This window comes from Paraburkholderia sp. UCT2, assembly GCF_014397665.1.
Taxonomy (GTDB): Bacteria; Pseudomonadota; Gammaproteobacteria; order Burkholderiales; family Burkholderiaceae; genus Paraburkholderia; species Paraburkholderia tuberum.
The window spans coordinates 1-23,288 of record NZ_VZQO01000076.1 but is presented as its reverse complement, the minus strand read 5'-3'; the positions used below and the strand labels follow the sequence as shown (position 1 = coordinate 23,288).

Below are 23,288 nucleotides of genomic sequence, written 5' to 3'. Positions count from 1 at the left end.
TTTTATCTGTATCTGTTTCTGGATGTGTTCAGCCGGAAGATTGTCGGCTGGCAGGTCTATGCCGAGGAAAGCAGCGTGCTGGCCAGCGAAGTCCTCAGGGACCTCTGCGCGCGCGAAGCGATACAGCCCGACCAGGTGATTCTGCATTCGGATAACGGCGGCCCGATGAAAGGTGCGACGATGCTCGCCACCCTTCAGGCGCTGGGTGTCATGCCGTCGTTGAGTCGCCCGGGCGTGAGCAACGACAACCCTTATTCCGAGTCGCTGTTCAAGACCCTGAAGTACCGGCCTGCTTACCCGCTCAAGGCGTTCGATACCCTGTTGGCCGCGCGCACCTGGGTGGGCGCACTGGTGCGCTGGTACAACCATGAACATCGTCACAGCGCCATCCGGTTCGTGACGCCGGCGCAGCGTCATGCCAACCTTGATCAGGACATTCTGGATCGACGCGCGGCGCTCTACGAGACTGCCCGGCAACGCAATCCGCTCCGATGGAAAGGCCAAACGCGCAACTGGCGGCGCGTAAGTGCTGTGCATCTGAACCCGGATCGAACCGACAACCTGGCAGGCACTCCGCAGCGCGATAACTAGGAGCGAAAGGCCGCCTGAAATCTAAACGTTGAGGCGACAACTACCTTGAAAATTTCCGCTGCATGCACGTTTCGATGGAGCACGTTTCAGCCACGCGTAGAAGCCGCTGGCGGAGACTTCCAGCAGTCGTGCCATCGTGGCAATGGGCCAGGCGGCCTGGTTTGCTCTCATGAACTCGAACCCTTGTCGGGCACCGTTCCGGTCTCCTGTGCAAACCAGGCCGCGGCTTTTGACAAAATCTCGCGCTCAAGCTCCAGCTGGCGCACCTTGCGGCGTGGACGTGTAATTTCTTCACGCTCGCTCGTAGTCAGGCCGTCGCGTCGCTTGCCGGTGTCGCGATCGGCTTGCGCCACCCAGTTGTAGATCGTCTGCGCGGTTGGCTCGAACTCCTGCGCGAGTTCCTCAGGTGTGCGCCCGGCCTTGACCAGCTGGACGATCTGCGCCCGAAATTCGGGAGGGTAAGGGTTGCGGTGCTTTCCCATGATGGACACGTCCTGTTCCAAAGGATAGGTGTCCACGAAAGCGGGTCAACTCCACGTGGCTCACCGAGTCAATACGATTGAAGACGCTACCGCCCGTTGTGTCGGATTCGCCGGCGCACTGTCGGATGGGTGACCGACATCCGCACCGTTCACGATCATCGCGCTCGACCCGCCACCATCGAGATTGATCGCCTTGCTCGCCTCAAGCCACTCCATGACGTTTGCTGTTTCCTGGATTGTCGTACCCAAAGCAAGGCCGGGTTGCCGTCCGTCAGTCTCGACCAGCAGGATCGTGCCGTCCGCAGCCGTGCCGATCATCGTGCGCGGGTTACGTGCGTTGAACCATCCCCAGTAAAAGCTTGATCGATCGACGCCTGCATAGTCAGGCGACCAGCCTTCTGTCACGGCTCTTTCCTGAACTGTCGCAGCCGGCAACAAGGTTGGGCCGGCAGCGGTCAACGACACGCCCGGCGACAGTGTCACCGGAGCGTTGTTCGACTGGACCTGCGACGCGACTGTCAGCGCCGTCCCAACCGGCGCATTTTGTTGCAGCCATGCGGCGCTCGTACCAAGCCCTTGCAAAGCGTAACCGCCATTAGGCGGGGGCGCCCCCAGCATCGCACTTCCTGACAGGACCTGACCATTGCTGCTCACCAATACTTCGTAGGTCGGCCCGCTGTAGCCCGGATCAACCGTGGTTGAGGACGTCAGGCCACCGTTGAAATTGCTGTCATACAGCACGAGATCGTTATAGTTTGTACACGTGTAGTCGTGTGCACGCTCCGGGGCAGGCGTTTCATCCGGGCTGCCACAATTGAATATCTGACCAAGAATCGAGCTGTTAAACGCGACGATTGGCGTGCTCGTGCCGTTCGCGCTGGTCACGGTCACTGTCGTCGACAGGTTGGGTAAAAAAGCGACGGTTGGGTGCCCGTCCACCTGCGCAAACGAAACACCCGGCTCTCCATTAGCAGCCATACCCTCAAGTTTGCCGTTGGAGACAATCGTGCTGGCTGCACCCTTCAACTGGACACCGGCGGGGTTGGCATTGGTCGACCAGAAACCAGAGTTTATTGCAGCAATGGCCCCCAGGCGCGCGGCCGTTGCCTGGGGCGTTTCGCCGCCCGTGCCCAGCATGCCGCCGCTGCCGGATGCATTGCCGCCCGCGATTATGTTCTGAAGGTTTCCCTTGAACGTAGGTGAAATGGCCAGGACATTGACGAGCCATGGCCCGGTCGACGACGCGTTACCGTCAAGACCTGTATTGCGGACTGTGGGCTTATACGCGTTGCTGGTTTGTTGAGCGATTGCCGTTGCAACAGCCTGTGCAGCGGCCTGAGTTGCATACTGGCCGATCGACACGTTGAAACCAAGTGGCGACCCGTCCGGTCCGGTTCCCGCCGGGTCATAGCGTACCTGATAACCTGCTGCCGCCATCGCTGCAGCGGCAGGGGCCGCAGCGATCTGTGTCTTCGCGAACTGAACCGTGACCGTCCAGGAATCGGTGCTGGCCGCCTGGCCGCGAGCGATCTGGTAATACGTGACACCGGGGCTGACCTGTGTGGTCGTACGCGCTTCCTGTAGCCCCGGCGGTCCGAGCGGCAATTCGCCCGCGGGTAGTTGCCATGAGACCGCCGGGGAGGGCGCCGCAGTAGATAAGGACGACGAAGATCCGTCAGAAATGGAATCTCCACACCCCGATAGAATCAAGGCTGCCGCAGCCGCCAGTACCAATTCTCCAACTACATATCTATCCGCCAACTTCTTCATCAACCGACTCTCCAAATCAAATTTTCTTCTTACTTGTCAATTCGTCAAAGAAGCGAATTAGGCCTGTTCAGATCATAATCCTGAACAACCTTAGCTTAACTGAATATTAATTTGCTATGGTGACATCGCTGTGAAAGACTATTTGATATGCAGTACGCATCAATCACGAAATTGATTTTGAGATAATTCATTGCGAATATATCGTGAGCATCAGGCCGGTACCGTCCAGAATGTCGTTGACGGCGGAGGCGGGAATTGCTATTGCTTCGGATTGATGCGCGTGGAAGTCGGCAGTAGAGGTTCGGTTTTGTCGCGATACCGATTGCAATTTGAGCAAAGCCGGATATGACTAGGACTACCTATTTCACCAACGAATAGAATTGCTCGGCGAAAGTTTGTCGGGCCCCGTTGTTTTGCATCTGCCCCTTGGCGATCATGTGAGCTACCTCGATGCCACCGAGCAGGATGCGTGCGCACCGGAAATTCTTGAACCCGAGCATGGAGCGGGTACGCCGTTTAATCGCGCGGTGGTTGTCGATCGTCACAGTCTCGGGTTCGCCATTCAGGGCCATCGACTTTTCGAAATACCGCCGCGCCGCAGTCTTATCCCGATGGGCCCGTAACAGAAAGTCGATGGTGTTGCCGGCCTTGTTGACGGCGCGATACAGGTATTTCCATTGGCCCTTGACCTTGATGTAGGTCTCGTCGACGCGCCAGCTCTTGCCCACGGGGCGTTTGTGGCGGCGAAACGCTTTTTCCAGCACCGGCAGCAGCTTGAGCGCCCAACGGTGCACGGTTGAATGATCCACTGAGATGCCTCGCTCAGCCATCATTTCTTCGAGGTTTCGCAGGCTAAGCAGATAGGCCACATACCAGCGAACACAAGTCAGGATCACATCAAGCGGGTAATGCAGGCGTTTGAGCACGCGGGCAACGGTCGGATTCAGAGTCTTCATCAAGCTTTCAGTCGTTCATCTGTTCCGCACATCATAGGCGACCGCCTTATTGCAACAGAACCGGTCCGCCGGACGGAAAAGTAAAGCGCAAAAGCCATTCGCGTTGGGCTTCGTGTCGACGCCAAACGTGCAACGTTGCATACACCCCTTCCATCGTCCGACACCGCTGCTGATCCCACGACGGAAGGCTCGTCCGGATTAGGCGAAGCCGTGCACGAAGCACGTCTGTGGCGCGACGACGGCTGGACCGCGCGCGTCATCAAGAACGAAGACGACGAAGGCTGGGCCGTCGAAATGATCAAGGACGGCGAAGCGGAACCGGCGCTCGTCGGACCGTGGACGATGGGCCGCAACAAGAAGGATCCGAAACCCCTCGACACGTCGGCGTTCAACACGCTGGCGAAGACCGCCTCAGAAGTCCTGCGCCGCCATGAGCAGCAACTGCGTGCGCAACTCCATAAAGAAGTGCGGGTGGCGAGTGCGGACGGAAACGACGAACTCGACATCACGCCGGACATCGTTGCGGACGACATCGAACCGTACGCGCTGCTGACCGCGCTCGACACCTTCGGCGAGCAGTTGGCGCAAGTGCAGGTCGCGCCCAGCTTCAAGCACAGCAAGGCGAGCGCCGTGGCCTGGGTCGAAAACGAATTTCGCCGCCCGGGCTAGAGGCGGGGCAGGCCGGCTGACCAGGCTGATTCAAAAATTACTAAAGCCTGTCAATATACTTTCATATTCACTTCATAGAATCCTCGCGTCATAGCGGCGCGAGCGTGAACCATGTGGTTTCGGGCTGACTACGTGCCGGCTGTGCATTCATCCACGCTACCCGAACCCTGGATCACGACAACATGGCAGAGCCGATCGACATTTCCCGCCGCAAGGCCCTGAAACTACTTGCCGGTGCGCCGATGCTGCCGCTAGGCGGCATCGCCACGGCGTCGATGCTGACCGCTTGCGGCGGCGATCTGGCGACTCCGTCGGCCAATTCCGCCACACCTACTACGCCTGCCACCCCGGTCGCGAACTTCACTTCGGCGTCTTTCACCAGCATGCCGGCGCCGTCGCTCGCCAATCCGTCGCTGATGGCAACCACCACGGTCGGCTCAGGCCTGACGGTTTCGTATTCCGACGGCTCCCAAAAGGCTTACAAACTTGCGTACCAGCCGTTCTTCATGACCGGCGATCTGGTCCCGGACGGCAACGGCGGCACCGTGCTGGCAGGCGGGTACTTCGACATCAACAACCAGCCGATCGACGACGATTCGGTGCCCGCGCAACGGCGCCAGTTCTTTTCGGACTCGCCGGACGGTACGTCGCTGCTGAAGATCGATGGCGCGAAGGTCGCCGGCGTAAAGGGCAACACGGTGTTCGCTGTGGTCCAGTTCGAATACACGACGCGCTCGCAGTCCGGCAGTGACATGTATGGCCGCCTCCCGTCGCCGATCGCGGTGCTGACGCTGGATCAGGATCCGGCCACCGGCAAGTTGACGCTCGTCAAGTATCACAACGTCGACACGTCGCCCGCGAATGGACTGTGGATCACCTGCGGCGCGAGCCTGTCGCCGTGGAACACGCATCTGTCGAGCGAGGAATACGAGCCGGATGCGTTCACGGCCAGCTCGAGCAATCTGGCGCAGTACAAGGCGTTCAACGATAACCTGTACGGCAACACGAACATTGCTTTCAACCCGTATCTCTATGGTCATCTACCGGAAATCACGGTCAAGGCGGATGGCACCGGCTCGGTCAGAAAGCACTATTGCCTCGGGCGCATTTCGCACGAACTGGTGCAGGTGATGCCGGACAACCGCACGGTCCTGATGGGCGACGACGCGACCAACAGCGGCCTCTTCATGTTCGTGGCGGACAACGAGAAGGACCTGTCGGCCGGCACGTTGTATGTGGCGAAAGTGGGCGCGGGCTTCTCGGTCGATCCGGCCGCGGCGGGCGCGGACCTGACGTGGATCAGGCTGGGTCACGCGACGAGCGCGGAAGTCGAGGCCATGGCGAAGTCGAATCGGCCGCAGGACGTCATCGACGTCAAGTGGACCGATCCTGCCGACGCTAACTACCGGAAGATCTTCGCCGGCGGCACCGCGCAGTGGGTCAGGATCATGCCGGGCAAGGAGAAGGTTGCGGCTTTCCTCGAAACCCATCGCTACGCTTACCTGGCGGGCGGCAGCATGGGCTTCACGAAGATGGAAGGGACGACGGTCAACATCAAGGACAAGATCGCGTACTCCGCTTTGCAGAACATCGTCGACTCGATGGTGAAGGGCAACGCGAAGGGCTGGAACGCGGAGAGCAACATTTCGGTCGACGCCGCGATCAACGCCGGCGGCGTGCTTCAGCACAAGCTCGCGGGCGGCCAGAAGGATAACCAGGGTGCCGCGATCAACAGCGAGTGGGTGCCGGTGCACACCAGCGCGCTGCTGGTCGGCAAGGACATCGCCGCCGACGCGCTCGGCAACAAGGCCGACCCGGAGTTGGTCGCCAACCCGGACAACCTGAAATTCTCGGAGAAGCTGCGCACGCTCTTTATCGGCGAGGACAGCGGCTACCACGTGAACAATTTCCTGTGGGCGTACAACGTCGACACGAAGCAGCTCACGCGTCTGCTGTCGACACCCGCCGGCGCCGAATCGACCGGTCTGCATGCGGTCGACGAACTCAACGGCTGGACCTACATCATGAGCAACTTCCAGCATGCCGGCGACTGGGGCAGCCAGCATACGCAGGCGCTCAGGGACACGCTCGATCCGCTGGTGCGCGCGAATTACAGGGATCGCTTCGGCGCGTCGGTCGGCTATCTGACAGCAGACCCGACATCGATCAAGCTGGTGTGACGGCAAGGCTCGCAGAGATCCTCGCAAGTCTCATTGTGGGGAAATTGATGGCGCTTTGATCCGATACGAAAAGCACGGTTCGCGAGCGGTTCATCGCCCCCTCTCTGGAGGGGGTTTTTTATTGGAGCCGGGAGGCAAAGTTGTGTGTTCGCAAGACACTCTTCGACTTGTGACATAGACCTGCATTCAGGCAACTGCGTGGTGATAGTCAGCGACTACGGGGCGGATTGCGGTCGGCTGGCTATACCGTCACCCCCTTCATGCTCCCGGCCTTTCAGCAGGGTAAGGCGCTCCGGAGAAAACAGGTGATGAAATCGCTGGAAGCGAAGAAGACGCGGCGGCCCGCATCGTGCAATACCGCGAGCGGCGATCTGCAGTGGGCGGTCGCGCAGCATCGGCGCGATGCACATGCGGAGCGCCCGGGGCACGCGCGGCGCCGGTGGAAACCGGCATTCGTCGTCGCGGCGTTACCGGTTGCGTTGCTGTTCGCCTGCAGCTTTGTCCGCTTCATGCTCGAACTGGTCTTCCCGATCGCAGCGACACGCCACTGACCGGTCAGGCAAGCGCATCGAACACCCCGACCTGCCCGCCGATCTGGGGCCGGCTGCCGGCGAACTGGTCGCGGCGCTCTGGACCCGCGCAACCGCCTCTGCCGAAGCCGCGCTCGACGCGCTGCGCGACGAGGTCGAGGCGCAACGCGTTGAGGCGCAACGGTCGGTCGTTGCTGCCCGCGACGAACTGGGTCGCGTCGAGACCGCGCTCGAACATCGCACGGCGGCGCTCCTTGCCGCGCAGGTCGAGGTGCGCGAACTGGAAAAGGCGCAGACCGAGGGCCACGCGGCGCGGCAGTCGTGCGAGGCCGAGGTCGTCCGGCTCAAGGCCGAGGCGCTCGTGCGCGACCGTGAACTGGACAAGGTGCGCGAAGGTTTCTCGCGGGATCTCGAGAAGCTGCGCGAGAGCGCGGAACGCGCCGAAGAGCGCCTGCGAGCGTCGGAAAAGCGCGCGCTGCTGGAGATCGACCGCGAGCGGGGTGCGGCCGCGAAGCTGCAGAAGGACCTCGATGCCGCGGTGAAGCGGGCCGACAGTCGCGGGGCGGACCATCACCGGGCGGTCGAGGCGCTGCAGGCGCAGCTCGGGGACGTGCGTCACCAGGCGGGCGTGCTGCAGGGACGGCTCGATGCCGTGCCGGCCACGAACGTCACGCTGCAGCAACAGCTGGCGGCACTGCGGCAGGCGGATACACGCGACGCCCGCCCAGCCCGCGCGAAGTCCGCCTCCACCCCGGCGCGCCCGGTGGCGACACGCCCTTCACGCGCGCCGCGCGTCACGCCCGCGCCAGCCAGCAAGACCGTAGTGCACCGCAAGCGGGGAAAGAGGGATGGAAAATAGAACCCGCCCGCGCAAGAGACGGAAGGCCCCGGTCTGTCCGCCGATCGGCGCGCTGATGCGCTATGGCGAGCGGACCGTGCGCGTGATCGCCGAAGCGAGCGGCCAGCGCGTGATTATCGAGTCGGTGCACGAAGACGGCAGCACCTTCCGCAGCACGGTGAAGTGGGCTAATCTGGCCGCTCTTCACGATCAGCTCTTCTGAGAGGGATGAACATGCAGCAGCCCACCATTCAGCAGCTCGACATTTTCGCCGACAGCCGTGATGTCATGTTGCGTAACGACGTGCTGGAGCCGCTGCAGCGGCGCGATGCGGTGGCGGCGCGAACGGCACTGGAGCTGCTCGCCGGCGAATATCCGGACGATGGCGCGCTCCCAGGGATGAGCGTGCTGGTTCGTGAGCTGGAACGCGGATCGCCCACGCCCTTTTCTGATCACGAGACGCTGGCCAGCGCACGCCGGCATCTCGAGGATGAGGTCGTACTTGCCGCCCGGCGGGTGCTGCCCGCGCAGAATGTTCAGTCGTGGCTCACGCCGTGCTGGCGAGCGCTTGCTCAGCGGGCTGAATCGCTACCGTTTCGTACCGCCGACGCAGACAGTCACGCCGTGCCGCTGTGGCTTCTGGCGGGCGACGGGGCGGCTGCGATTGAAGCAGTCGAAGCCATTGAGTCCTGGTCGCGCATCCCGGCACCGCTTGCGTGGATGACCGAGGCACGCTACCGGGCGGCCGGCCTGGATGCGGCGTGGCCGCTGCTCGCGCAGCTGGCGTGGCTGGCGCCGGCGAGGTTCGTGGCGTTGTTGCCCACCTTGGGTGATGCTTCGCTGGACGCGCTGCGCCGGCGCTTCGATGCCGAATTCCCTGGCACCGGCGAGGTCGACGACTATTCCTGGTTCCCGGCATGGCTGCTGTTGGTGAAGCCGGCGCTCGCCGGCAGGTTAGGTGAGGCGCGCGTACAGCGTGACCAGGCGGCATCGCGCGCGACGGCCCTGCTCGGAGAGATCCGGCGCCGGGAGCACGAAGGCGACCAGCATGAACTCATCGGGCTGCGCCAGGAGCTCAGCCGGCTGCATGCGGGCCTGTTCGACACCTACATGGCGACACGGAAAGTGCAGCACCGTTGATCGGTGAGCGAGGCCGCGAATGGTCACATCGGGCAGTCGTCCTGCAATCATTCGCGAGATGCGACCCGGGGGCGGACGGTTCGCCCGGGCGAGGAGACGGCCGCAAGGCCGAACAGGTATCCGTAATTGTCTCCGCACTGCGGAGACAATTCGGACGCTCGCCGGCGCAAGCCCCGGTGACGGGTTTGAAGACAGATTGGGCCGTCCGCGGGCAGTTTTAACGCGGCGGTAGCCGCACACCTGAGCATGAAAGTATGAACGACCTTACGCCTTCCTCCTTGCTTGACGAAGTCCGACAGCTGATCGATTCGGCGCGCGAACGGGCCGCCGTTGCGATCAATGCACAACTGACACTGCTGTACTGGCAGGTGGGGCATCGTATTGAGGCGGAGGTATTGCGGGGCGCCCGCGCGGAGTACGGGCAACAGGTGATCGGATCGTTGGCGCGTCAGCTTACCGCCGAATACGGGCGCGGCTGGAGCGACAAGCAGTTGCTCCACTGCATGCGTCTTGCGGAGGTTTTTGCCGACGAAGCGATTGTCTCCGCAGTGCGGAGAGAATTGAGCTGGACGCACCTGAAGACGCTGATCTACATCGACGAACCGGTGAAGCCTTAAGCATTCCCTCTTCGCTTCCCGCCTTACGCGCGACATTTTGGCGCGCTCGGGTGACGCGGCCTGTGGCGCAACGGCCCTCGAATGGAGCCTTGTCGTTGAGAGTTGTAAAGCGGATGAGGCACTACGCGGGCAGACGAATGAAAGCTCTCCGCAATAGACTGTACTTCCCAATCCTGATCTTTGCGACGGCAATGCCGCACCAATCCATGCCCCCATTCTTTGATCGCTGTGTGCGTCTCGTTGTCGGCGCAACGCTCTCTGTTTCACTTGCCGCCTGCCACCATGAAGAGCCGTGGAAGCTCACGGACGTCCAGGGGCATTTGCCCGATCTGGATTTCGAACTGACCTCAGACGCCGGCAAGCAGATTAGCCAGGCGAACCTGGCAGGTGATGTCACACTCGTCTACTTCGGCTACACGCATTGCCCGGACGTATGCCCGGAGACGCTGGCCAAACTGGCCCAAGTGACGCATCAACTGGGCGGCGCCGCACGGCATGTGAAGGTCCTGTTCGTGAGTGTCGACCCGGCGCGGGACACGCCCGCAGTGATGCATGCGTATGTCGATGCGTTTGACGCAAAGCACGACGTCGGCCTGACCGGTTCCGACAGCGCGATCAAGGCGCTCGCGCAACGCTATCGCGTCGCGTACCAGGCTGACAAGCCCCGCGCGAACGGTGGATACGAGGTAACCCATAGCTCGGCGATCTACATATTCGATGCGAAAGGGCACGCACGCCTGATCGGTGCGGACGACGATCCGGTCGACGCATTTGTGCACGATCTGCGTCAATTGGCCGACGAGACCTGACGACAGGCACCCGCGACGGTGCTGAAGAGGCCGCGAACGAGCCCGCGCACCCACGGTGTTTTCAACAGATAGAGTCGGACGTACGTCGGAGATTCCGGCCAGATTCGCCCGGAGGGGCGCTTGTTGTCGCCGCCCGAAGTTCCACGCATACCACCGCGTTCAACTGGTCAATAACCGGTTACGACCAGAATCCCTATGCACGCTCAACGCAAGGTTTCCTGGCATACAAGTGTGTGGCGCCAGTAGCATCGTGGATCACGCCACCGCTTGAGCAGGCTGGACCTCGACCGTGACGTGGGACAACCCCTTAAAGCGCTGGAGCACCGCATGATGCCATCTTCGAAGATGGAAACGGCAAACACACCGGACGGAGCGAAGATCTTCTGCGCCTCGTCTTCGTAACCATGCCCGTGATGGTCGCCGAGCAGCCACGCGCTCGCCAGGTTGACCAACAGGCCTACCACCGCGATGGGAATCGCTTCGCCGAAATGAATCGATACTGGCGACAGAAAGCGCGACACAGCCTCGTACCCAATCAGCACTGCGATCATGGCAAGCACGATGGCACTCGTGAAGCCCGCGAGATCGCCAAGCTTGCCAGTACCGAAAACGAAGCGGGGGTCGGCAGCATGCTTACGCGCGTATGTGTACGCGAGGGCTGCAATCAGCATTGCTCCAGCGTGCGTCGACATGTGCAGACCGTCTGCAACAAGCGCCAGTGAGCCAAACATATTGCCGCCGATGATTTCAATCAGCGTCATCGCGCTGCACAGCGCAATGACCGCCCAGGTCCTGCGCTCGTTCTGCTCGTGAGCCGCGCCCAGAAAGATGTGGTCGTGTCCTGCGCCGAACGCCGAGTCTTTGAGATCACTCATGTGCTGCTCTACTTGAAATAGCTGTGAACGACTTCGATGAGCTGGTCAGTCGCGCTGCCGGCCGGCTCTTTGTGGGTTTCGGCATCGACGAGATGCGTGCGGATATGCTCCTCGAGCACTACCGCCAGCAGGCCATTCATCGCGCCGCGACAACTGGTTATCTGCTGCAGGACGTCGATGCATCCACGCTCTTCCTCAAGCGCCCGCTCGATGGCTTCCACTTGCCCCTTGATGCGGCGGACCCGGTTGAGAAGCTTCTGTTTCTCACGAATGGTGTGGCTCATGAATGACCTCCGAAATACCGCAGGAGCGTATATGCCAAAAAGGGTGGAGGGGTATGCTAATTCTCCCCGGTGAACGAAGGCGAATTGAAAGAATTTGACTGCATTAGACCCGGCTTCGCCTTTCGGGCAGCGGCCTTTAGGGATGGACTTTGTCTGCGCGAGGACGGCACGTGCGAGCGAATCCACGATACGCGATAGGGCGTCACCGTCCCACCGGGACGCGCCAGGCACGCGATCATTGCGATTGGCTCGTGCCGCGTTGGCGTCCGGTCACCAGGAAGAAGCAGGCATACGTTTTCCTGACGTGATCGGCTGCTTCTGGCCGGACACAGCATCGTGTGATAAGAATATGCGCCGCGTGCTTCAGATGCTGTGAGCGACGCTACGCGAACCCGTCGCGGCGTTCGACCTGGCTCCGATCGATTTCCGTGCATGCGGCGGTGCGTCATCTATTGGCGACGTGACTCTTTGGAATGCAAAAATGCAGGCATCCGAGTTGACCGACGACCAGGTTGCGGAACCGGTAGAGATGTTCCGGCAGATCGGCGATCCGACCGCCTGAAAATCATTGCAGCATGCCTTCGCGCGCCGATGTGCGTTTCCTACATCGCGGCAAGATATGGCCTGGCGCAAACGCTCGTCAGCCGTCACCTGCGGCTTTTGCGAGCAGCCCGGGGGCTGCGCGCCGATCGGTGCGGAAAACAGATTTTCTGTGTAGCAACTGACGAGCACGTAAAGCGTGTCATCAGCGACATGGCTGAACACGAGTGTGAGTATCCGCCGTCCGAATTTGATGAGCCACCGAAGGAGGAATGACGCGTTTTGCAGCTGACCTGCAAGGCAAGCCCCGATGTTTTCCGGCTATCGAACTCACCGCGCCGGTTAATTAAAGCGCAGACGCGTTTACTTCATCGGGGGGTATGGCATCATCTAGACGGAAACAAAGGGCGTTGACTTCGGCGTGCGTAAGGAGGATCGCTTAACATCTGCCCGGATTAACCCTTGCCCATTGGGGGCACGCCGCGAAGCCCACGTCATGCGTTCACTATCACGTGAGTCGAGGAGCACTGCTATGAGCACCTGCAACGAACCGCATCATGCCCATCATGACCATCAGCATGGTCCGAACTGCGGACACACTGCGATCAGGCATGGCGATCACACTGACTATCTGCACGATGGTCACCTGCACCATCCCCATGGCGATCACGTGGACGAACACCGGCTGGAGGTGAGCGCAAAAAATCCGGATCAATGTACTTCCAACTGCGGCGGTCATGAGTCGGGACATGTCCACGGGCCGGCATGCGGCCACGAAGCGGTACCGCATGGCGATCACGTCGACTACCTGGTCAACGGCCACCTGCACCATCCGCACGGCGATCATTGCGACGACCACGGCCCGGTTGAGCTCGCCTGAGTGCCCGGCGCCAGGCAGGCGAAGTACCTCAATACGATTGAGTATGCCTGGTGCCAGGTTACTGCCTGGGTGGACACACCTTACTGCGTCCACTCAGGGAACGGGTCGGTAAATTTGTGCCACTCGACTTCATCACGGGCCAGTTCGTCCTCGCTTAGCAGGCAGGCATCAAAGGACGCGCGCAAGGCTGCCTCGTCCATTCCGGTGCCGATCAGGACCAGCTCCTGTTGACGATCCCCGAAACGCTCATGCCAGCGGCTTCGGATGATAGCCTGTGCTTCGGGCTCCTGCGGCCAGGCGTGCCTGGGTACGGCCGCCCACCAGGTCCCGGCGCGTCCGTGACGCGAGACCGCGCCGGCTTGCGACCATTCGCCGACCGCATGGTTGCGCGAGGCCAGCCAGAAGTACCCCTTCGAGCGCACGACGCCCGGCCATTCGCTCTGAATCCAGTCGAAGAAACGCTGCGGATGAAACGGACGGCGCGCGCGGTAGACGAAGCTGGTGATGCCATATTGTTCGCTTTCGGGAATGTGTTCGCCGCGCATCTCCTTGAGCCACCCAGGCGCTTGCGCAGCGGCTTCGAAGTCGAACAGGCCGGTATCGAGAACCTGCCCGATCGGCACCTGGCCAAAGCGGCTTTCGACGATCTTCGCGCGGGCGTTCAGCACCCGCAGCACGCCTTTGAGCAACTCCAACTCGCTTGCGCTCACAAGGTCCGTCTTGTTCAGCACGATCACGTCGCAGAACTCGATCTGCTCGGTCAGCAGATCGACCACGGTGCGGCGGTCTTCCCCGCCCATCGTTTCGCCGCGATCCGCCAGGAAGTCGTGGGAACCGTAGTCGCGCACAAAGTTATAGGCGTCGACGACCGTCACCATCGTGTCCAGGCGAGAGATATCCGAGAGGCTGTGACCTTGTTCGTCGCGAAACGTGAAGGTTTCCGCCACCGGCAAGGGCTCGGATATGCCCGTGGATTCGATCAGAAGATAGTCGAAGCGGTTCTCCCGCGCGAGCCGCTGGATCTCGATCAGCAGGTCCTCGCGCAATGTGCAGCAAATGCAACCGTTGCTCATTTCGACGAGCTTTTCGTCGATGTGCGAGAGCTGGCTGCCGCCGTCACGAATCAGCTGAGCGTCGATGTTGACTTCCGACATATCGTTCACGATTACGGCCACCCGCTTGCCTTCGCGGTTATTCAGGACGTGGTTCAGGAGCGAGGTCTTGCCCGCGCCGAGAAAGCCGGACAGTACGGTGACGGGGAGCTTGTGCATGGGAAAAGTGGAGCCTCAAACGTGGTGAAGAAGATCGCATGAATCGACACGGCCAGCCTGCTGGCCGAGGCGGGTGCGCGGCAAGCAGGCGCGATCCTTCGTGTCAGTTCTGCAGGACTTCGCCAACCATACAGTTGTCGAGGCCCGCCTTGAAAAGATCATGTGGCAACTGTTTGCCGATGAAAACAATCCGGGTTTCGCGCGTTTCATTCGCGCCCCAGGACTTACCGATATCCGCGCCAAAAATCATATGTACGCCCTGGAACACTGCGCGACGGTCGTCACCCGCCAGGTTCAGCACACCCTTGTAGCGCAGCATCGCGGCACCATAGATCGCAACCGTGGCGCTGAAGAACGCCTCGAGCTTGTCCCGATCCAGAGGCGCAGTAGTGCGGTAGACGAAGGACGTCACATCGTCGTCATGCTCGTGCGAAACGTCTTCAAGGAAATCGGGCTCGATGTCGACAATGGCATCCAGACTGAAGCTGCGGATGTCGAGCAGTTGCTTCAGGTCCGTCTCGCCAAAATGTGCCGGCCTGATCGTCGCGCGCGGGTTCATCTGCCGCAACCGGCGCATCAGTTGCTGCGCCTGCTCTTCGCCAACGAGGTCCACCTTGGATACGAGGATACGGTCCGCGAATCCGACCTGCTCCTGCGCTTCGTGATGTTCGTCGAGCTGCTCGCCGCCATGCCGTGCGTCGACCACCGTCACGATGGCGTCGAGCAGGTATTTCTCCTGCACGACATCGTCAACAAAGAACGTTTGCGCGACGGGCGCCGGATCGGCAAGTCCCGTTGTCTCGATGATGACCCGCTCGAACGCGAGTTCTCCTGTCTCCCGTCGCGCGGCGAGCGTCGAAAGAATGCGCACCAGGTCGCCACGCACCGTACAACAGATACAGCCATTGTTCATTTCGACAATCTGCTCGTTACCGTCCTGCACCAGCAATTCGTTGTCGATGCCCGCTTCGCCGAACTCGTTTTCGATGACCGCAACGCGTCCGCCGTGATGCTCGGTCAGGATGCGGTTGAGCAAGGTCGTTTTTCCGGCGCCGAGGAAGCCGGTCAGGATGGTCGTCGGGATACGCTGGAAGCCGGTTGCATCTTGCATTGCATTCTCCTGTGAGCGGCACGCGCTCAAGCATGTTCGCCCGTCGAGGTGCCCGGGCGCTGAACAAATGGTTACGGTCGAGATGCCCCCATGCGGTGACAGCCCGCTTCGCTGATGCCACGGTCCGGGACGGCCAGTCTGTCTGCCGGGAACGCTGGACACCACATATGTTATGTTATAACGTATCTAATCCTATCGGATTGTTATTTTTCGTGCCAGGAACGCCAATGAAAAAAATCGCCGCCAGGCTTTGCAACTCCGTTCAGCACCGCGCATCCTGGAGTTCAGGACAGCCAGACCGGTTTGTTTGGCGCGCCGCACTAAAGCCCATCGGTAGCCTTTCGGCTGCATTGGTACTGCTTGCCGTGCATCAGGGAAGCGCCATGGCGGCATCAGCAGCGGCTGGCGTAATCAACGCCATCGGTGTCGAAAACGAGTACGCCGACGTCATCGCCCAGATCGGCGGCAAGTACGTTCAGGTGAGCGCGATCGAAACGGATCCCAATACGGATCCACACACGTTCGAGGTCAACCCGAAGGTGGCAGCGCAGCTTGCTTCCGCCGATCTGATCGTCAAGAACGGCGTGGGATACGACGCCTGGGCCGACAAGATCATCGCAGCCGCGCCCAACAACAAACGCAAGGTCATTGACGCCCAACACCTGCTCGGCCTGCCCGACAGCACGCCGAACCCGCATCTCTGGTACGACCCGAAAACCATGCCGGCGGTTGCGAAGGCAGTGGCAGCGGACCTTTCCGCATTGAACCCTGCGCAGGCAGCCTACTTTCAAGCCAACGTGAAGAAGTTCGACGCATCACTCAAGCCCTGGCTGGCTGCAATTGCATCGTTCAAGGCGCACTACGCGCAAACGCCTGTCGCGGTGACGGAGCCGGTCGCCAACTACATGCTCGAAGCGGTCGGCACCGATATCGCCACACCCTTCAGCCTGCAGGCGGCGATCATGAACGGCACCGATCCCTCTCCGCAGGACGTGACGAAACAGAACAGCCTGTTCACGGACCACAAGGTCAAGGTGTTCGTCTACAACCAGCAGGTCACGGATGCGCTCACACAGTCGTTCCTCAATCTGGCCAGGAAAAATGGTATTCCGGTGGTCGGCGTCTACGAGACCATGCCAACCGCCGGCTTTACTTACCAGTCGTGGATGCTGGCGGAAGTCAATGCGCTGGAAAAGGCAGTGACTTCCAAAGTGTCCACTGAAACCTTGCAGGCTGTGCAGTGAACGGCATGTGCCCTGGCAACGAGGTCCTTGCGGTCGACCGGGTGAGCGTCTCTTTCCCGGGGCACAGCGTGCTACATGAGGTGAGTTTCAGTCTGGAAGCGGGAGAGTTCTGCGGCCTTATCGGTTCGAACGGTTCGGGCAAGACCACGCTGCTGCGTACGATCCTCGGCTTCCAGGTAGCGAGTGCAGGTAGCATCAGGATCAATGGTGCGCGCAGCCTGACCTCGGTGGGTTACGTCCCGCAGAAGATCGCGCTCGACCCCTACCTCCCGATGCGTGCGCGGGATCTGGTGTCGCTCGGCCTCGAGGGCCACAGGCTCGGCTTGCCGTTACCGTCGAAAAAACGCCGCGAGGCGGTCGACGGGATGCTCAAAGCCGTGGATGCAGAGCCTTTCGCGGACCAGCGCATCGGGGAACTGTCCGGAGGCCAGCAGCAGCGGGTACTGATCGCACACGCTCTGGTTCGCCGTCCGCGGCTGCTGTTGCTGGACGAACCTCTGGCCAACCTCGACATGCGCAGCGTCGCCGAAATTGTCGCGCTGTTGCGCCGCCTGAGCGTCGAGCACGGGCTTGCGGTCCTGCTTTCGGCGCATGACATGAATCCCTTGCTGCCGGTGATGGACCGGATCGTCTACCTCGCCAATGGCCACGCAGCGAGCGGGGCGACGGACGAAGTGGTGCGTACCGAGGTCCTGAGCAGACTGTACGGCTATCACATCGATGTCGTCCGCGTGCACGGCCGCGTGCTGGTGATTGCCGCCGGCACCGAGGCCGAAATGCTTGCCGCCGTTCGGCGAGACCCCGCCCACATTGTGCAGGTTCCCTGATTCAAGATGGATTCCCTGCTCACCCTCATCTTTGAACCGGGCTTCTTTAGCAGCGAACCGGTGCATACCGCGATGGTAGTCGGCGGCGGCGCCGCAGTCGTGTCCGGCGTAATTGGCGTATTCACCGTCATGAGGAGCCAGTCCTTCGCCGGCCACGCGCTGGCCGATGTGAGCAGCGCGGGCGGTGCTGCGTCGTTCCTGCTCGGCATCAACCCGTTGCTGGGATTTCTCATCATGGCGGTCATGGCAGCGGGCGGCATCGAACTGGTGCGGGTGCGCCGCGCCCGTGAGCGCGATCTTGTGACCGGCGTCGTGCTGGGCGCGGGGCTTGGCCTTGCCGCGCTGTTTCTTTACCTCGACGTGACATCGAAAAGCACGACTGGAGCGGCGATCACCGTCATGTTCGGATCAATGTTCGCCATTCCGGCATCGATCATTCCGCTCGCACTGGCGGTGGGCACGGGGGCATTGATTGCCGCGGGCGTGCTTTATCGTCCCTTGCTGCTCAGCTCCGTTGACCCAGAGCTGGCTGCGGTCATGGGCGTGCGGGTACGGACGGTCGGACTCCTGCACCTGCTGGTATTGGCGCTGGCCGTTTCCCTATCAGCTATTGCGGTCGGCGCCATCCTGTCGACCGCACTCCTGATAGGTCCGGCGGCGATCGCCTTGAGGGCGGCAAAGCGGCCAGGCTGGGCCACGGGTCTGTCCGCGTTAATCGGCCTGGGCACGACCTGGGGTGGCATCCTCCTCGCGTACGACAGCTACTACTGGACCCCCGGGCACGGCTGGCCAGTGAGCTTCTTCGTGGTGACGCTTATCTTCGCCCTGTATGTCATCACAGGTCGCGCCGGACCTGCACGGAAGCCCCCAACGGGCGCGCGGATCGCTCTGAACGCCCGTGAACCGGGTGAGGCCTGACCATGTTCTCCAGCTTCATGACCAACACGTGGATCGTGGCGAGCATCGTGGCTGCGGTCGCCGGATTCATCGGTTTCTTCGTGGTGATTCGAGGCGCCTCGTTCGCCGCGCACGCCTTGCCGCTCGGCACCTTTCCGGGTGCTGCAGCGGCAAGCCTGCTCGGTATCAATCCGCTCTTCGGCCTGATCGTCTTCGCTGGTCTCGGCGTGATCGGAATCAGTTGGCTGAGCCGGCGCGGAAGACACGAAGTCGCAACCGCCCTGTGCCTCGTCACGCTGCTAGGCTTCGGGGCGCTGTTCCTGAGCATGACGAGCGGGTATTCACAAGCGGTCTATGCCCTTCTCTTCGGCGAAGTACTGGGCGTGAGCAACACCGATCTCGCGCCGGTTGCCGCGATCAGCGGGTTCTCGATTGCGGTTGCGGTTGTGCTCTTCCGGCCACTCCTGCTCAGTTCGGTATCGCCCGATCTGGCGAAGGCGAGAGGCGTATCGAGCCGCGCGATGGAACTTGCGTTCATGAGCATCCTGGCGCTTGCGACGGCAATGGCGCTCCCGGTGGTGGGCGCGCTGCTAGTGTTCAGCCTGATGATTGGACCCGCGGCTGCGGCCCGCTCGCTGACTGACCGGCCGATTCTTGCGATATGCGTGTCGGTTGGAATTTCGCTCGTCACGGTGTGGACATCGATCGCCCTCTCCTATGTCTCCAACTGGCCAGTCGGTTTCTTCGTTGGCATGCTTGGGGCCGCCTGTTACGGAGTGGGGCAGGTGTGGACCCGGGCACGAGCCTTCGCGCGCCACCACGACGAACGGCCGGCCTCGGAGGCACCAGTCGGCTCACTGACGGGACCGCCAACCGGCGTGAAGCCGAGCGCATGAGACTTGGCCTCAATCGCGGCAAGCGACGTGCGGTCCTCGTCGAATGTGAGGGTCAGGCTTTCCTGGCCGTAGCTAACGTTGATGTCGGACACGACTGGCAGCCGCTTCATCGCGTTCTCGATCTTCAATGCACAAGACGCGCAGTCCGTGCCCCCGATGCGCAGTTTCAGCGGCAGAGAAGAGTTCACCGTTTCGACTTCGACACGTTTCATCACGGTGACTACGATAGACCCTGTAAGCTACTACAAAGGTCAAGTTGCTTCGAGCAAACCGGCCGGCGAGCGAAAGCTGAATGGCCTTCACACTACCTGGCGACGGCGTCCAGATAATGACGGGCCGCACGCATGACGTGCCGCTCGGCGAGCAGCGCGGCAAGCGCCGCATCTCCAGACTGCACCGCGCGCAGAATCGCAGCGTGCTCTTCCCAGGTCAGCCGGATTTCGTCTTCCGTCGCGTTCATGAAAAGCCTGCGCGAGCGGTCCCGTAGCGTCCGCATCAGGTCGGCCAGCATGGTATTGGCGCCGGCTGCGTAGAGGAGATCGTGGAACCGGGCATTGAGGTCGAGCAGTTTTGCCGTGTCTCCGGAGGCCAGCTGCGCGTTGCCTTCGGCAAGCACTTCGGCCACCTTGTCGGCCAGTTCCGGCGTGCAATGCTCGGCTGCCAGCCGTGCGTTCAGACCTTCGAGCGTGGCTCGGATCTGGACCATCTCGCGAGCCGAAGCCGGGTCGAGAGAGGCGACGACGGCGCCATGCCGCGGCCGTACATCGACAAGACCCTCGGCAGCGAGCGCACGCAGCGCTTCGCGAACGGGAACGCGGGAGACGTTGAGTTCCTCCGCCAGCCGGCCTTCGATCAGGCGTGCGCCCGGCGCGTAGGCGCCCGACGTGATGGAGTCCCGGATTCGCGCAGTGACCAGTTCGGACAGCTGGCGGTGAAGGATGGGATTGGAGTTGGACGGCTCGCGCTGATCTGTCGCCGCTGTTGCTGGACTATCCGACTGTACGTTCATTGTGGTTCCACACTCGTCAATTCAGGCCAATGGCCCGACCCTGCAGGCTTGGACGGATTCTAACGTATTCGCGGTATTTCGTAGACAATGCACCGGCGCACACGTTGACATGCCGCAGCGCTTGAAGCGTGCGAGAGCCGGCTCAACGAATGGATACCCGGCCAGCGCGCGCCGGCCGGGCACGTGACGCCTAGCCGCCGCGCGCGCCGCCGGCGGCCATCCGGCCCAGCAGCGGGACGAGCACGGCGGCCGCGATACAGGTGAGCGCGCCGGTGACCGCAGGACTGACGCCCGGCACCTGAGCCATCCACTCATACAGTGCGGCGCTGACCGACGGGTCCGCCATCAGCAGTTCGCCCGCAATCCAGCCGAGCAGCGCCGCGCCAATGTATACCAGAGACGGAATGCGATCGAGCAACGTCAGAATGAGCCGGCTGCCGAATGCGATGACCGGAGCGCCTATCGCCAGGCCGGCGAAGACGATCACGAGCCGCGATCCTTCGGGAAGCGGCTGGGCCACGGCGGCGGTTGCCAGCGCGTTGTCGAGGCTCATCGCCAGATCGGCCCAGACGATCGCCATCACCGCCCGCCACAATGCCGCCGACGGATTGACCGAAGGTTCATCCGCGGCAGGCCGGACGAGCTGAGTGCCGATCCAGATCAACAGCGCAGCCGCGATCACGTGCATGAACGGAATCGCCAGCAGCTTGCCGATGACGCCGATCAGCACGATACGCAACAGAATGCCCAGAGTGGTGCCCAGCAGGATCCCGAGACGCTGCTGCCGCGGCGGCAGCGAGCGGCAGGCCATCGCGATGGCGATCGCGTTGTCGCCGCCCAGCAGGACGTTGACGAACACGATCTGCAACGCGGCCCAGCCTTCCTGCGCGAGCGGCGCAGGAATCAGTGAATACGTCATGTTCGGCCGTCCGTTCAGCTGATCGCGACTGCGACGAGCGTGGCCGCGACGAGCCCGCAGACCACCGGCACGAACAGGGCTCGGACCGCATCCAGAACCGGCACGCGCGCGAAGCCCGTGACCGCGATCAGCGACGACCACGCGACCAGCGTGCCGCCGCCCGTCCACACCGCGCCCATCTGCCCGATCGCGGCCAGCGTGGCAGCCGGCATGTGCACCATCGGCGCGAGCGCGCCGGACAGCGAGCCGGTCAACGGAAGGCCGGCAAAACCGGAGCCGTCGATGCCGGTGATCATGCCCGTCACCAGCACGCCGAGCGACACGAGGATCGGGCTGTGCGGAATGAACTGGCTGCAGGCCTGAACCAGTTCGAACAGCAGCGACGGAACATGCGCGCCGGACTCGATGCCGAGAATCGGACCGGCGGTACTGCTGTCGCCGACGAAAAAGAAGCCGGCGATCGGCAGCACCGCGCCCATCGCCTTGAACGCGAACACGAAGCCGTCGATGATGTGCCCGGCCGTGCGGTCGAGAAAGCCTTTGCGGCCGTACGAGAGCGTCGTGAGCATCATCAGCACCGCGGCCATGCCGCCGATCAGCGAAGCCGCGTCGCCGCCGCGAATGACGGACGCGCCGACGAGCTGCGGCCGCGTCATGATGACCACCACCGCGAGGAAGGTGAGCGGCGTGACGATGGAGAACACCCGCGACCACATATCCCGCCGTTGCATTGGCACCGCGCTGCTCATGGCCGGCAGCGTCAGCGCCGCCGCGCCGCCGCCGGACATCGCGGGCAAGCCGTCTTCGGCGTCGGCATGCGTGCCGTTCGTGCCGCGCGCGAGTTCCGCCTTGGCGAAGCTGCCCTGATGGGGTGCCGGCTGATCGACCGGAGCGATCTCGCCCGAGGATTCCCATTCCACCAGATTGCGCGCGCCGGGCGTCTTCACGTTCATGCGCACCGTGAAGTACCAGCACAGTCCGAGCGCGACCGCGCCGGCCACCACGGACAGCAGCAGCGCCATATTGGCGACCGCCTGCATGTCGGCGCCCGCGGCCTTCGCGCTGATGCCGGGCGCGACCTTGATCACGTAGTCCGACGACAAGGCCATGCCCTGGCCGGCGACAGCAATGGCGACAGCCGCGCCGAGCGGCGAAAGGCCCGCGTAGATGGCGGCTGGAATGAGGATCGCGCCGACCAGCGGCACGGCCGGCGTCGGCCAGAAGAACAGCGAAATCAGATAGGTGATCAGCGCGAGGATCAGGAAGGCCACGTGGCCGTTGACCATGATCTTCCTGAAGGGGCGCACCATTCGCACGTCGGCGCCGATTTCGCGCAGTCCGTTGAGCAGCGCGGTCATCAGCGCGATGACGAGGAAGATGTTGAACAGCTCGTGGGCGGCGGTCAGGCTGCCCATGAAGATGGCTTGCAGACCGGTGAGCACCTTGCCCGAAAAGGCAAACGCGACGGCGAAGGTTGCGATGATGGCGGGCACGACGACATTCGCGCGCCAGATCATCGTGGCGACGATGGCTATGACACCAACGAGATAACAGAAATGCGCCGGCGTGAGCGCGGTAAGCGGATGCATGGGGACCTCGGCTCAGATAATGAAGTGTGCGATGAACACGGTTTCCTGGGATGGGCGGATGAGACGGCCCTTCAAGGAGGTCCTGATTCTCTGCAGCGCATTCGACCGCGAATTGCCGGGTGAGGAGGTCAATCCAAGCCCGCAGCGCCAGTCAGACGATTTATACCAGGACATAATTGGCTCAGGAATCGGGGTTCCAGGTTTTCGCTGCGCTCAGGCGGCGAGCCCCAGTTGGGGCAGCGGGATTTCCTTCTCGACGTAGTCGTAGTAGAGGGCGGTGGTGTAGAGCAGGCGCATCTGCGCGCCGATCTCGCAGATCTTCAGGCAGCGCTGCTGCAGCTCGACCGTGTTGGCGTTCTCCAGA

General features: G+C 62.1%; 24 protein-coding genes and 3 pseudogenes. 15 read left to right on the top strand and 12 right to left on the bottom strand.

Going from position 1 to position 23,288, the window contains the following annotated elements; translation table 11 throughout:
- On the top strand, positions 1-591 hold a 591-nt coding region (locus F6X39_RS34620; protein WP_187619922.1), incomplete at its 5' end, for an integrase core domain-containing protein.
- Between the two features lie 167 nt (positions 592-758).
- On the opposite strand, the gene F6X39_RS34615 is transcribed toward F6X39_RS34620, so the two are convergent.
- The 3 genes from F6X39_RS34615 to F6X39_RS34605 all read right to left on the bottom strand — a co-directional run bounded on the left by F6X39_RS34615 (position 759) and on the right by F6X39_RS34605 (position 3,799).
- A complete protein-coding gene (locus F6X39_RS34615) occupies positions 759-1,109 on the bottom strand; it encodes a transposase (protein WP_187619921.1) in 351 nt (116 codons plus the stop codon).
- Between the two features lie 24 nt (positions 1,110-1,133).
- Positions 1,134-2,843: a phosphodiester glycosidase family protein gene (locus F6X39_RS34610; protein WP_187619920.1), complete on the bottom strand. Its 1,710-nt coding sequence runs from the start codon at positions 2,841-2,843 to the stop codon at positions 1,134-1,136.
- 359 nt (positions 2,844-3,202) lie between these two features.
- A complete protein-coding gene (locus tag F6X39_RS34605; protein WP_187619919.1) occupies positions 3,203-3,799 on the bottom strand; it encodes an IS6 family transposase in 597 nt (198 codons plus the stop codon).
- 135 nt (positions 3,800-3,934) lie between these two features.
- Here F6X39_RS34605 and F6X39_RS34600 point away from each other — a divergent pair, with 135 nt between their 5' ends.
- From F6X39_RS34600 to F6X39_RS34565, 8 genes are all read left to right on the top strand, one after another.
- Positions 3,935-4,468 carry a hypothetical protein gene (locus F6X39_RS34600; RefSeq protein ID WP_187619918.1) on the top strand — a complete coding sequence of 178 codons (534 nt, stop codon included), beginning with the start codon at positions 3,935-3,937 and terminating at the stop codon, positions 4,466-4,468.
- Between the two features lie 182 nt (positions 4,469-4,650).
- Entirely contained in the window at positions 4,651-6,648 is a 1,998-nt protein-coding gene (locus tag F6X39_RS34595; protein WP_187619917.1) for a PhoX family protein, read from the top strand.
- 305 nt (positions 6,649-6,953) lie between these two features.
- Positions 6,954-7,199, top strand: coding sequence for a hypothetical protein (locus F6X39_RS34590; protein ID WP_187619916.1), 246 nt, complete (start codon positions 6,954-6,956; stop codon positions 7,197-7,199).
- On the top strand, positions 7,147-8,037 hold the full coding sequence (locus F6X39_RS34585) for an ATPase (protein WP_262414912.1): 891 nt from the start codon (positions 7,147-7,149) through the stop codon (positions 8,035-8,037). Before F6X39_RS34590 ends, F6X39_RS34585 begins: the two co-directional genes overlap by 53 nt.
- Entirely contained in the window at positions 8,027-8,239 is a 213-nt protein-coding gene (locus F6X39_RS34580) for a hypothetical protein (RefSeq protein WP_187619927.1), read from the top strand. The genes F6X39_RS34585 and F6X39_RS34580 overlap by 11 nt, the downstream gene beginning before the upstream one ends.
- 11 nt (positions 8,240-8,250) lie before the next feature.
- The gene (locus F6X39_RS34575; RefSeq protein ID WP_262414911.1) at positions 8,251-9,156 is read left to right on the top strand and encodes a hypothetical protein; all 906 of its coding nucleotides are present in this window, start codon (positions 8,251-8,253) and stop codon (positions 9,154-9,156) included.
- A gap of 254 nt (positions 9,157-9,410) precedes the next feature.
- Positions 9,411-9,773 (top strand): DUF1016 N-terminal domain-containing protein, encoded by a 363-nt coding sequence (locus F6X39_RS34570; RefSeq protein WP_187619914.1) that lies wholly within the window; start codon positions 9,411-9,413, stop codon positions 9,771-9,773.
- A 137-nt stretch (positions 9,774-9,910) separates the two neighbouring features.
- Positions 9,911-10,582 carry an SCO family protein gene (locus F6X39_RS34565; RefSeq protein WP_262414910.1) on the top strand — a complete coding sequence of 224 codons (672 nt, stop codon included), beginning with the start codon at positions 9,911-9,913 and terminating at the stop codon, positions 10,580-10,582.
- A gap of 329 nt (positions 10,583-10,911) precedes the next feature.
- Here F6X39_RS34565 and dmeF read toward each other — a convergent pair.
- Positions 10,912-11,457 (bottom strand): annotated as a pseudogene (gene dmeF, locus F6X39_RS34560) (CDF family Co(II)/Ni(II) efflux transporter DmeF); the annotation flags it as partial.
- An 8-nt stretch (positions 11,458-11,465) separates the two neighbouring features.
- The gene (locus F6X39_RS34555) at positions 11,466-11,741 is read right to left on the bottom strand and encodes a metal/formaldehyde-sensitive transcriptional repressor (protein WP_187614476.1); all 276 of its coding nucleotides are present in this window, start codon (positions 11,739-11,741) and stop codon (positions 11,466-11,468) included.
- A gap of 432 nt (positions 11,742-12,173) precedes the next feature.
- Here F6X39_RS34555 and F6X39_RS37735 point away from each other — a divergent pair, with 432 nt between their 5' ends.
- Both F6X39_RS37735 and F6X39_RS34545 read left to right on the top strand, forming a co-directional pair.
- Complete coding sequence (locus F6X39_RS37735) at positions 12,174-12,557, top strand: ArsR/SmtB family transcription factor (RefSeq protein WP_410450700.1); 384 nt, start codon at positions 12,174-12,176, stop codon at positions 12,555-12,557.
- A 256-nt stretch (positions 12,558-12,813) separates the two neighbouring features.
- The gene (locus tag F6X39_RS34545) at positions 12,814-13,161 is read left to right on the top strand and encodes a hypothetical protein (protein WP_090811191.1); all 348 of its coding nucleotides are present in this window, start codon (positions 12,814-12,816) and stop codon (positions 13,159-13,161) included.
- Positions 13,162-13,241: 80 nt separating this feature from the next.
- On the opposite strand, the gene zigA is transcribed toward F6X39_RS34545, so the two are convergent.
- Positions 13,242-14,432 (bottom strand): zinc metallochaperone GTPase ZigA, encoded by a 1,191-nt coding sequence (gene zigA / locus F6X39_RS34540; RefSeq protein ID WP_187619913.1) that lies wholly within the window; start codon positions 14,430-14,432, stop codon positions 13,242-13,244.
- 103 nt (positions 14,433-14,535) lie between these two features.
- Entirely contained in the window at positions 14,536-15,543 is a 1,008-nt protein-coding gene (locus F6X39_RS34535) for a CobW family GTP-binding protein (protein WP_187619925.1), read from the bottom strand.
- Positions 15,544-15,770: 227 nt separating this feature from the next.
- Here F6X39_RS34535 and F6X39_RS34530 point away from each other — a divergent pair, with 227 nt between their 5' ends.
- From F6X39_RS34530 to F6X39_RS34515, 4 genes are read left to right on the top strand one after another with little or no spacing between them, the layout of a single operon-like run.
- The gene (locus F6X39_RS34530) at positions 15,771-16,787 is read left to right on the top strand and encodes a metal ABC transporter solute-binding protein, Zn/Mn family (protein WP_262414909.1); all 1,017 of its coding nucleotides are present in this window, start codon (positions 15,771-15,773) and stop codon (positions 16,785-16,787) included.
- Positions 16,788-16,792: 5 nt separating this feature from the next.
- A complete protein-coding gene (locus F6X39_RS34525; protein ID WP_184059204.1) occupies positions 16,793-17,614 on the top strand; it encodes a metal ABC transporter ATP-binding protein in 822 nt (273 codons plus the stop codon).
- A 6-nt stretch (positions 17,615-17,620) separates the two neighbouring features.
- Entirely contained in the window at positions 17,621-18,532 is a 912-nt protein-coding gene (locus F6X39_RS34520; RefSeq protein WP_187619912.1) for a metal ABC transporter permease, read from the top strand.
- 2 nt (positions 18,533-18,534) lie between these two features.
- Positions 18,535-19,407 carry a metal ABC transporter permease gene (locus F6X39_RS34515; RefSeq protein ID WP_260335275.1) on the top strand — a complete coding sequence of 291 codons (873 nt, stop codon included), beginning with the start codon at positions 18,535-18,537 and terminating at the stop codon, positions 19,405-19,407.
- Positions 19,408-19,451: 44 nt separating this feature from the next.
- Here F6X39_RS34515 and F6X39_RS37180 read toward each other — a convergent pair.
- From F6X39_RS37180 to F6X39_RS34490, 5 genes and pseudogenes are all read right to left on the bottom strand, one after another.
- Positions 19,452-19,517: pseudogene (locus tag F6X39_RS37180) on the bottom strand (hypothetical protein); the annotation flags it as partial.
- Positions 19,518-19,711: 194 nt separating this feature from the next.
- The gene (locus F6X39_RS34505) at positions 19,712-20,416 is read right to left on the bottom strand and encodes a GntR family transcriptional regulator (protein ID WP_184056604.1); all 705 of its coding nucleotides are present in this window, start codon (positions 20,414-20,416) and stop codon (positions 19,712-19,714) included.
- Between the two features lie 190 nt (positions 20,417-20,606).
- Complete coding sequence (locus F6X39_RS34500) at positions 20,607-21,275, bottom strand: YjbE family putative metal transport protein (protein ID WP_316251753.1); 669 nt, start codon at positions 21,273-21,275, stop codon at positions 20,607-20,609.
- A gap of 74 nt (positions 21,276-21,349) precedes the next feature.
- Positions 21,350-22,924 carry a hypothetical protein gene (locus F6X39_RS34495; RefSeq protein WP_187619910.1) on the bottom strand — a complete coding sequence of 525 codons (1,575 nt, stop codon included), beginning with the start codon at positions 22,922-22,924 and terminating at the stop codon, positions 21,350-21,352.
- A 213-nt stretch (positions 22,925-23,137) separates the two neighbouring features.
- Positions 23,138-23,288, bottom strand: a pseudogene (locus F6X39_RS34490) (iron-containing redox enzyme family protein); the annotation flags it as partial.

Coding starts and splice junctions, on each gene's coding strand:
- F6X39_RS34610 (WP_187619920.1), bottom strand. CDS start 2,843: ATGAAGAAGTTGGCGGATAGATATGTAGTTGGAGAATTGGTACTGGCG.
- F6X39_RS34605 (WP_187619919.1), bottom strand. CDS start 3,799: ATGAAGACTCTGAATCCGACCGTTGCCCGCGTGCTCAAACGCCTGCAT.
- F6X39_RS34595 (WP_187619917.1), top strand. CDS start 4,651: ATGGCAGAGCCGATCGACATTTCCCGCCGCAAGGCCCTGAAACTACTT.
- F6X39_RS34580 (WP_187619927.1), top strand. CDS start 8,027: ATGGAAAATAGAACCCGCCCGCGCAAGAGACGGAAGGCCCCGGTCTGT.
- F6X39_RS34575 (WP_262414911.1), top strand. CDS start 8,251: ATGCAGCAGCCCACCATTCAGCAGCTCGACATTTTCGCCGACAGCCGT.
- F6X39_RS34570 (WP_187619914.1), top strand. CDS start 9,411: ATGAACGACCTTACGCCTTCCTCCTTGCTTGACGAAGTCCGACAGCTG.
- F6X39_RS34565 (WP_262414910.1), top strand. CDS start 9,911: ATGAAAGCTCTCCGCAATAGACTGTACTTCCCAATCCTGATCTTTGCG.
- F6X39_RS34555 (WP_187614476.1), bottom strand. CDS start 11,741: ATGAGCCACACCATTCGTGAGAAACAGAAGCTTCTCAACCGGGTCCGC.
- F6X39_RS37735 (WP_410450700.1), top strand. CDS start 12,174: ATGCGGCGGTGCGTCATCTATTGGCGACGTGACTCTTTGGAATGCAAA.
- F6X39_RS34545 (WP_090811191.1), top strand. CDS start 12,814: ATGAGCACCTGCAACGAACCGCATCATGCCCATCATGACCATCAGCAT.
- zigA (WP_187619913.1), bottom strand. CDS start 14,432: ATGCACAAGCTCCCCGTCACCGTACTGTCCGGCTTTCTCGGCGCGGGC.
- F6X39_RS34535 (WP_187619925.1), bottom strand. CDS start 15,543: ATGCAAGATGCAACCGGCTTCCAGCGTATCCCGACGACCATCCTGACC.
- F6X39_RS34530 (WP_262414909.1), top strand. CDS start 15,771: ATGAAAAAAATCGCCGCCAGGCTTTGCAACTCCGTTCAGCACCGCGCA.
- F6X39_RS34525 (WP_184059204.1), top strand. CDS start 16,793: ATGTGCCCTGGCAACGAGGTCCTTGCGGTCGACCGGGTGAGCGTCTCT.
- F6X39_RS34520 (WP_187619912.1), top strand. CDS start 17,621: ATGGATTCCCTGCTCACCCTCATCTTTGAACCGGGCTTCTTTAGCAGC.
- F6X39_RS34515 (WP_260335275.1), top strand. CDS start 18,535: ATGTTCTCCAGCTTCATGACCAACACGTGGATCGTGGCGAGCATCGTG.
- F6X39_RS34505 (WP_184056604.1), bottom strand. CDS start 20,416: ATGAACGTACAGTCGGATAGTCCAGCAACAGCGGCGACAGATCAGCGC.
- F6X39_RS34495 (WP_187619910.1), bottom strand. CDS start 22,924: ATGCATCCGCTTACCGCGCTCACGCCGGCGCATTTCTGTTATCTCGTT.